Source organism: Skermanella sp., from assembly GCF_059503625.1.
On the sequence record NZ_JCACHA010000591.1, the window covers coordinates 8,758 to 11,605 of the forward strand.

Sequence of the window (2,848 nt, forward strand, 5' to 3'; positions counted from 1 at the left end):
CGGCGACAGGTCGGTATTGGCGATGTCGCGCAGGATCTCGTGCCCTCGCCGCACGCCGATCACGACAGCGCCGACCTTGTCCCGCATCCTTCCGGCCAGATCGCCTGTCGCCTTGGAGAGCTGGCGCACCTCGTTCGCCACGACGGCGAAGGTCCGTCCGGCCTCTCCCGCCCGGCTGGCCTCGATCGTTGCGTTGAGTGCCAGGAAGTTGGTCTGACGGTTGATCTCGTCGATGTCGGCGATGCTCTTCTCGACCTCGCCGACATCGCGGACGACATCGTCCAGCACATAGACCATCGTCATCGCCTGCTTGGACAGGTTGACGATGTTGTTGACCATCTCGACCAGGATTTCCTGCATGGTCGCGACGACATGGTCCAGCGCTATCGACTCTCCGTCTATCGTGACGGAGTTGGCGACCGAGATGATGTCCTCGACCCGCTGTGTCTGCTCCTTCGCGGAGGCTGCGAGGTCGCGGAAGCGGGAGCTGATCTCGATCGTGCTGGTTTCGACCAGTTCACTGGTCCGCCGCACCTCGTTCGCCAAGGCATCCAGGCACTGGTGCTGCATGTCGGAGAAGCCAAGCCAGCGGGCCAGCAATTCGTCATAGCCGGCAATGGACGTATCGGCGCCGGAGCCGGCTCCCCCGTCCTGAGGCCGCAGGTCGGCAGGCAGGGCCACGCTGGGCGCCGCGGCCCTGCCGCCGGTAATCTTCAACAATCCGAATGCCATCGGTCAGCCCCTCCAGCGCATCATCGCAAGCCGCGTCATTTCGGGCGGTCGCCGGGAGCGGCGGCGGCACGCAGCATTTCGGCCGGGATCTGGTTCAGCGGCATCTCGACGGCGACGCCGCCGGCCAGCTTGGCCATCCTGGGCATGCCGTAGACGACGCAGCTCTGTTCGTTTTCGCCGATGGTCCAGGCGCCGGCGTCCCGCATCGCGGCCATGCCGGAAGCTCCGTCGCGGCCCATGCCGGAGAGGATGACGCCGACGGCGCCGGCGCCGGCCACTTCGGCGACCGAATTGAACAGGACATCGACGGAAGCCCGGTGACCGCTGACCGGCGGTCCGTCGGATATCTCGCAGCTATAGCCGAATGCGTCCTTCCGCAACGCCAGGTGCCGGTCGCCCGGCGCTATCAGCACCTCGCCGACATTCACCCGCGCACCATGCTCCGCAACCCTGACCGTCAGCGCCGACTGGCGGTCCAGACGCGCGGCGAAGCTGGGAACGTAGAAAGCGCCCATGTGCTGGACGATCAGGATCGGCGGCGATCCTTCCGGCAAGGCTTCCAGGATGTCCCTGATACGCTCGACCCCGCCGGTCGATGCCCCCAGCGCTATCAGCCGGCTGCCGCCGGCGCGTCCCGCCGCCTTGGCGCGGACCGGCTTGGGACGCGGCGCACCCAAGCGGGCACTGGCGGCGAGCTTAAGCTTGCCGATCAACTCGTCGCGGAAATCGGCGAAGCGCTCGCCCTCCGCGCCGTTCGGTTTGCCGATGCAGTCGATCGCCCCAAGCTCGAGAGCCTTGACGGTGGCATCGGCGCCTTCCCGAGTCAGGGTCGAGACCATGACGACCGGCATCGGACGCAGCGTCATGATCTTGTCGAGAAAGGTCAACCCATCCATCTTCGGCATCTCGACGTCCAGCGTCAGGACATCCGGATTGGTCGCCTTGATCATTTCCCTGGCTTCGAAGGGGTCGGCCGCGTGGCCGACCACCTCGAATCCCGGTTCCGCCGACAGGGCCTCGGTCAGCATCCGCCGCATCAGCGCGCTGTCGTCGACGATCGCAACACGGATCGGCTTGGCCATCATCAATCCCCGAACAACTCGATATCGCCTTCGACCGGCTTGGTCTTCAGATCGGACATGAAACGCATTTCGCTCTGGATCATGTCCGGAACCGCCTCCTTCCGAAGCAGCCGCCGCATGACCCGTCCGGTGCTGGGAAAGTAGTGGACCCGCCGGGCCAGCATGCCGCCCAGGTCCTGCCCGACCAGCGTCAGCCCTTCCGCCCTGATGAATTCCAGGACGAACTCCGCATTATGCTTGCCGATCGGATTGCTGCTGGCGATCACCTTGGCGCCGCCGAAGACCTTCACTTCCAGCCGGTCGCGCCGGCCGCCGCGCCGCAGGATCTCGTTGATAAGGCGCTCCATCGCGACACCGCCGTAGCGGGCCGCGGCGGCGGCGCCCTCGTCGTGGCCGCGCGGCGCCTGCGGCAGCAGGAAATGGTTCATGCCTCCGAGTTGCAGGACGGGATCGCGGATGCAGGCGGCTATGCACGATCCGAGCGTCGTCACCAGCATCTCGTCCGGCCGCTGGGAAATCTTGTGCTCTCCGAGCAGGACCTTCACGGCATGTGCGCTGAAGCCGGGATGATAATAGCCTTCGCTCCGCTCTTCCTGATGGTCGTGCGTGCCGCGATGGCCGTGATGGGTAAGGCCGGCTTCATGATACCGCCTGATAGCTGGTCGGACCGACCTGCTCGAACTGGTCGGAGACGCCATAGAGGCTTTCCGAATGTCCAAGGTACAGGTAACCGCCGGCAGCCAGGAGCTGGTGGAATTTTCCGATGACCTGACTCCTGCCGTGACGATCGAAATAAATCAGGACGTTACGACAGAAGATCGCATCGAAAGGACCGCGCATCGGCCAGTCCTCCAGCAGGTTCAGCGGCTTGAAGGTGATCAGCCGGCGCAGTCCGTCGCTCATCGCGAGCATCGTGCGCGATCCCTGCTGCTGAACCGAGGTATGGCGGTCCCGGACGGCGGCCGGGATGGCGGTCGCATTGTCGGCGGCATAGATGCCGCGCCGCGCCGTTTCGACCATGTGGGTATCGATGT

4 protein-coding genes are annotated in these 2,848 nt (G+C 65.3%); all 4 read right to left on the reverse strand.

Annotated features, from left to right (window positions below):
• The coding region (locus AC5JJ6_RS15260) for a methyl-accepting chemotaxis protein (protein ID WP_496042872.1) at positions 1–732 on the reverse strand (732 nt) is incomplete at its 3' end.
• Positions 733–767: 35 nt separating this feature from the next.
• Positions 768–1,814, reverse strand: a complete 1,047-nt coding sequence (locus tag AC5JJ6_RS15265; RefSeq protein ID WP_496042873.1) for a protein-glutamate methylesterase/protein-glutamine glutaminase — start codon at positions 1,812–1,814, stop codon at positions 768–770.
• A 2-nt stretch (positions 1,815–1,816) separates the two neighbouring features.
• Entirely contained in the window at positions 1,817–2,512 is a 696-nt protein-coding gene (locus tag AC5JJ6_RS15270) for a chemotaxis protein (RefSeq protein WP_496042874.1), read from the reverse strand.
• On the reverse strand, positions 2,454–2,848 hold a 395-nt coding region (locus tag AC5JJ6_RS15275; RefSeq protein WP_496042875.1), incomplete at its 5' end, for a CheR family methyltransferase. The genes AC5JJ6_RS15275 and AC5JJ6_RS15270, both read right to left, overlap by 59 nt.